Annotated in this window: 7 protein-coding genes; all 7 read right to left on the minus strand. The window is 37.8% G+C overall.

Annotation, left to right across the window (positions count from 1 at the left end):
- Nucleotides 1-70: 70 nt before the first annotated feature.
- Complete coding sequence (gene pssA, locus V7659_RS22905; protein WP_335542486.1) at nt 71-562, minus strand: CDP-diacylglycerol--serine O-phosphatidyltransferase; 492 nt, start codon at nt 560-562, stop codon at nt 71-73.
- Between the two features lie 523 nt (nt 563-1,085).
- Entirely contained in the window at nt 1,086-1,745 is a 660-nt protein-coding gene (gene phoU / locus V7659_RS22910) for a phosphate signaling complex protein PhoU (RefSeq protein ID WP_335542487.1), read from the minus strand.
- 14 nt (nt 1,746-1,759) lie between these two features.
- A complete protein-coding gene (gene pstB / locus V7659_RS22915) occupies nt 1,760-2,533 on the minus strand; it encodes a phosphate ABC transporter ATP-binding protein PstB (protein ID WP_335542488.1) in 774 nt (257 codons plus the stop codon).
- Nucleotides 2,534-2,547: 14 nt separating this feature from the next.
- Entirely contained in the window at nt 2,548-3,294 is a 747-nt protein-coding gene (pstB, locus tag V7659_RS22920) for a phosphate ABC transporter ATP-binding protein PstB (RefSeq protein WP_335542491.1), read from the minus strand.
- Between the two features lie 91 nt (nt 3,295-3,385).
- Nucleotides 3,386-4,273 (minus strand): phosphate ABC transporter permease PstA, encoded by an 888-nt coding sequence (gene pstA / locus V7659_RS22925; protein WP_335542489.1) that lies wholly within the window; start codon nt 4,271-4,273, stop codon nt 3,386-3,388.
- Nucleotides 4,270-5,193, minus strand: coding sequence for a phosphate ABC transporter permease subunit PstC (pstC, locus tag V7659_RS22930; protein WP_335542490.1), 924 nt, complete (start codon nt 5,191-5,193; stop codon nt 4,270-4,272). Before pstC ends, pstA begins: the two co-directional genes overlap by 4 nt.
- Nucleotides 5,194-5,274: 81 nt before the next feature.
- Complete coding sequence (locus tag V7659_RS22935) at nt 5,275-6,123, minus strand: phosphate ABC transporter substrate-binding protein (RefSeq protein WP_335542492.1); 849 nt, start codon at nt 6,121-6,123, stop codon at nt 5,275-5,277.
- Between the last annotated feature and the right edge of the window lie 24 nt (nt 6,124-6,147).

Raw genomic sequence — 6,147 nt, forward strand, 5'->3', positions numbered from 1 at the left:
ATTTATGGCTAAAAACAAAAAAGCTATCCCCTTTGCGAAAAGGTTACTAGCTTTTTCACATGAATCTAAATTAAAGTTTTTTTACTTTAATTGGGCTCACCATTAAAACAGCAAGAATGATGGTAATCCATGTATTACTATATGAAAAGAACCCCATTGCAGCAAGTGGCAATCCAGCCGCTGGAATAGGCAATCCCTTAAAATACCCTATGGTTGGTTTTACATTAAACTTTGCTAATCTAAACGCACCCAATAAAGGGAAAAGGATAAATGCCAAAGAGGTTAAAATGGACGGTGCAGCAATTGTATGAAATAGCAGCGCAGGAGCAACACCAAAACTAACAATATCCGCTAAGGAATCCAATTGTACACCTAATTCACTGTTAACTTTTAATCCTCTTGCAATCCTCCCATCTAGAAGATCAAAAATGGCTGAAATGAAAATTAAAATAGAGGCTACTTCTAAAAAGCCACTCATATTACAGGTAATGGAAAGAACCCCGCACAATAAATTTCCCATTGTAAATAAATTGGGCACTGCTTTTGCTACTTGACTAAACACGGTTATCCCTCCTGATGTTAACGATTTCACAAATTTTATTAAGATTTTCTATATATATCCTTCAGTTAATTCTTTAAACAACATTTTAATGAAATATTAATGTTTTATTAGGGGCATTTTATTTTATATCATTAACTTGCCCAATTTGATTGAAGTACCATTCTTGAATTCACTATAAAAAACCATAAAGTTATTTGGGTTAAGGTATCAGCTAATAACATTAAAAGGCTTGGAGGAAATGTCCAAGCCTTCTTTAATACGTTTATGACACTTAGAGCTTTTTTAAACAATTTTAACAATCTTTTTTATGTCGCCTTTTATTTTCAGGTAATAGTAACAATAGGGTCATTAAGGTTCCAAGTAGCAAGAATGTTATTTTTAGGATTTTTATTAGGGCTTATTTTTTATCGTCTTTTTCTTGTTAGGATTGTACCAATTTCTTCTATTTCCTGGAACTTCTTTAAGATAACAAAAAAGGCTTCCATACCTCTTGTATTGTATAGGAGCCCCCTTGTTTTTTGTGTTAAGCGTTCAAATCATAACGTTCGCCTGTCACAAGGTAAATGACATGTTCAGCTATGTTCGTAGAATGATCAGCGAGCCTTTCAATGTAGCGGCATACGAAAGCTAACTGTGTAATTTGATTGGTATGATCAGGAGATTTCTGTATATACCCAATCAGTTCCTTAACCAAACTTCCGTACATTTCATCTACCTTGTCATCCTTCTGTGCACATTTTCTTGCAAGATCTACATCCTCTTCCAGGAACGCCTTTAAAGAATCAGCTAACATTTCTAAAGCCAGATCCATCATCTTTGGGATATCAACTATTTCCTTAATATGTTTTTCTTTGCCAATATGTATGGTTGATTTTGCAATGTTTACGGCATTATCGGCAATTCGTTCAACTTCGGACGAAATTTTTAAAGCAACTACGATTCTTCTAAGGTCCTTTGCTACAGGGGATTCCTTTGCAATTAAAGTAATGGCTTTATTGTTAATTTCATGTTCTAAATCATCAATCACTGTATCATTAGTAAGGATTTCATTGGCTTTATCCAAGTCTTGATTAATAAGTGAATGGATACTATCTTTTATGGCGTTTTCCGATTTTAGGGCCATATCCATCAACATATCTTTTAGTTGGTTTAAATTATTATCGAAATTTAATCTTGTAATCATGATTTTTCACTCCTTTAACCAAATCTTCCCGTAATATATCCTTCCGTACGTTCATCCCTTGGATTTGAGAATATCTTTGAAGTGTCGTCCAGCTCAACTAACTCCCCCATTAAAAAGAAGGCTGTTTTATCCGAAACCCTGGAGGCTTGCTGCATATTGTGTGTCACAATAACAATTGTATATTTTTCTTTTAGTCCTAAGATTAATTCCTCAATTTTTAACGTTGAGATGGGGTCCAGGGCTGATGTTGGTTCGTCCATTAACAAAACATCCGGTTTTGTGGCCAGGGCCCTCGCTATGCACAACCTCTGCTGTTGTCCTCCAGAGAGTCCTAGAGCAGGAGCACCTAAACGGTCCTTTACTTCATCCCATAAGGCAACATCCATCAATGATTTCGTAACAATCTCTTCAAGATGAGTTCTTTTTTTGATTCCATGGATTCTTGGGCCATAAGCTACATTATCAAATATCGATTGCGGAAAAGGATTTACTTTTTGAAATACCATCCCCACGTTTTTCCGCAGTTCGACCATATCGATTTTATCATGTAATATATTTTGACCATTATAATTAATTTCCCCAGTCATCCTTACCTTTGGGACATAATTAATCATCAAGTTCAACGTTTTAATAAAAGTAGATTTTCCGCACCCGGAAGGACCAATAATAGCCGTTACTTCTTTTTTGTTAATAGGAAAATTTATTTTCTTTAAAGCTTGATGCTCTCCATAAAATAGATCTAAATCATTTATTTGAAAAACCTGTCTATACACAGATATATCGGACATCGTACGCCCTCCTTTTACCCGAACCTTCCTGAAATATATTCTTCTGTCTTTGTTTGCGAAGGGTTGGTAAAGATTTTTTCTGTTAAATCATATTCAATTAAATCACCGCTAAGGAAGAATGCTGTTTTATCCGATACACGAGAGGCTTGCTGCATATTATGTGTGACGATAATAATGGAATAGTCCTTTTTTAAATCCACAATCAAATCCTCAACCTTTGCATTAGAAATAGGATCAAGTGCAGAGGAAGGTTCGTCAAGAAGCATTACAGTTGGTTTCATGGCTATCGTCCTCGCAATGCAGAGACGCTGCTGCTGTCCTCCCGAAAGTGCAAGGGCTGATTTATGAAGACGGTCCTTTACCTCTTCCCACAATGCAGCCTTACGCAAGCTTTCTTCCACAATACCATCAAGCTCACTTTTCTTTCGGATTCCTGCAAACTTTAATGCATGCGTAAGATTTGAGTAAATAGATTTGGGAAACGGATTTGGCTTTTGAAAGACCATCCCTATTTCTTTACGTAAAGCGACAACATTAATTTGCTCTGATAAAATATTTAGATCCTCATAAACAATTTCTCCTTCAGCTCTTGCCCCAGGAATTAAATCGTTCATTCTGTTAATGCTTCTCAGGAAAGTCGATTTTCCGCAGCCAGATGGTCCGATAAGTGCAGTTACTGAGTTTTTTTCAATATCTAATGAAATCCCATTAACCGCCCGTTTTTCTCCATAGAAAATTTCTAAGTTTTTGACTTGCAAAATATTCGTTTTCTTGCTATTTCCTTTGCTTTGCTCCGCATTCGAGTCAACCGCTCGTTCTTTAGTAGCTGTAAACAAGATTCTCACCTGCTTTTTATTTTGTTGCTGTAATTTTTCGGTGGATCAAACTGCCAATCCATCTTGCCAATAAATTAAAGATTAAAACGGAAATGACTAAGACAGCGGACGAACCGCTGGACACCTCTTCGACATCTGGAATTAAGCCTTGAGTATTGACAGACCAAATATGAACGGCCAAAGTTTCCGCCGGACGAAAAATATTTAATGGGGATCTGTCTGAAAATGGATTCCAGTTTGCATAATCAAGCCTTGGTGTAGATAATCCTGCTGTAAACAAAAGAGCAGCTGCTTCCCCAAAAACCCTGCCGGAAGCAAGGATAATCCCTGTCAATATGGTTGGAAATGCACTTGGTAATATGACCGTTTTAATCGTATGCCAATGGGTAATCCCCAAGGCAAGGCTCGCCTCTTTTAATTCACGAGGAACAGTTCGGATGGCATCCTCACTTACTCGTACTATAACGGGTAAGTTGAATACTGTAAGGGCGAGAGCACCTCCTAATATGGAATAGCCCCAACCAGTAAGGTTAACAAACATTAATAAACCAAACATACCGATCACGATTGAAGGGAGAGATGCCAAAACTTCCACACAAGAACGAATGAAATCCGTCACCTTGCCGGGTTTTGCATACTCTGCCATATAAATTCCTCCGCCTACTCCTAGAGGTACAGCAATCAGCATGGTAATAAACAGGATATAAAACGAATTGAATAATTGATCACGGATTCCTCCCCCACCTCTAACATTGCTTGATGGTGTGGTTAGGAAACCAAGGGAGATGTTTTTTAGCCCGTTGACTAAAATATAGTAAAACAAACCAACAAGGATCGAAATAATAATGAACGCTATTAAATAGAAGATAAAAGACGCAATTCGATCAGCAGACTTGGCATTCATTTCATTTTCCTCCTTGCAGATAGATAACGGATAAAGAGGATAAATGCAAACGACATGATTAATAAAATTAATCCCATCGACCAGAGAGTGTTATTTTCTACACTACCGTATGTTGTATGACCCATGTTTAAAGTAATAATTGTCGTTAAGGTTGCTGATGCGTCTAGTAAGCTTGTTGGTAAGTCCCTAACGTTACCGATAACCATTTGAACTGCAAGAGCTTCTCCAAATGCTCTTGCCATACCAAGAACAATAGCAGTTAAGAGGGTAGGTAATGCTGCAGGTATTAATACTTTCCGTATCGTCTGCCAGCGAGTAGCGCCGAGAGCATACGAACCTTCACGAAGATTTTTAGGCAGTGAACTCATCGCATCTGTTGCAATCGTTGTTACAGTCGGCAAAATCATAATTGATAAAACAATCGTACCTGATAGCAAGCTAAAACCAAGTCCGCCCACATGCTCCCTAATAAATGGGACTAACACTGTAAGCCCAATGAAGCCATAAACAACAGATGGAATACCAACCAAAAGTTCTATGACTGGCTGCAAAATCTTTCTACCCCATGAGGGTGCAATTTCTGTCATAAAAATGGCTCCGCCAATACCTAATGGTGCTGCAACAATGGCTGATAGAAAGGTTACCGCAAATGAGCCAAAAATAAACGGTAACGCTCCATATTCAGGTTTCGTTTGATTTGTAGGGTTCCAATGAGTACTGGTTATGAATTCAATAAGACTTACACCATTTTTAATAAAGGATTGCAAACCCTTTGAGCCCAAGAAAATGGTGATCGAGATTGTTGCTGATATCATTATGACAGCACACAAGATAACGAGAATTTTCCCGCGTAATTCCCCATCCAGCCAATTTTTCTTAGACTTTAACAATCTTTCTTTTGCAGGTACTAACTTTTCCATAATGCACCAAACACCCCTAAAATACGTCATAATAGGGTAAATGCCTACTAGCATTTACCCTTTCATTATTCAACCCGATTTCTAAAGGTCTTTTTGATTCCCTTCAGCATCGCGTTCTACTTTCATTTTTGTAACAGGAAGATATCCTTGTTCTTTTAATAGAGTGTTTTGGATATCGTCAGACATTAAGTAATCAAGGAACGCTTTAGCAAGATCTTTTGCTTCACCTTTTGTATAAGAGTGTTGGTAAGCCCAAACTGGGAATTTACCAGATTGTACATTTTCTTCTGTTGGTTCTACACCATCGATTGCAAGTGGTGTGACAGATTCGTCAGTGAAGTATGAGAATGCAAGGTAACCAACTGCACCATCAGTTTCATTAATAATCTTTTTAACTGTGTTTGACGAATCTTCGGTAATTCCTTCAGCAGGTGTAGCACCATCAAGAGCGAACTTATTGAATACTGCACGTGTTCCTGAAGAGTCTGGACGATTCACAAGAACGATTTTCTGGTCTGCTCCGCCAAGTTCTTTCCAGTTCGTAATTTTACCAGTGAAAACTTTAATTAAATCTGCTTTTTTAATATCTTTAATTCCAACTTTAGGGTTAACTGCAGCAGTCATACCCACAACAGCTACTTTATGGTCAACAAGCTGATCTGCTGGGATACCTTCTTTTTCTTCCGCGAATACGTCAGAGTTACCAATCTGTACTGATCCTTCAGCAACTTGCGATAGGCCTGTACCAGATCCACCCGCATTTACNNCAGAGGAACCAGAAACACTTAAAGTGCCAGAGAGTTCAGCGGTCTTAGAATCTTTATTATCAGTTCCTTCGTTTTTATCAGTAGAAGCTCCGCCACACGCAGCTGCAAATACCATTAATGCGGCAAGAGTAAGTAAAAGGCCAAATTTCTTTAAGCTTTTCATTAGTTTAATTCCCCCTGTGAATTT

This window comes from Neobacillus drentensis, assembly GCF_036966985.1.
In the GTDB taxonomy this organism is placed as follows: domain Bacteria; phylum Bacillota; class Bacilli; order Bacillales; family Cytobacillaceae; genus Neobacillus; species Neobacillus drentensis_E.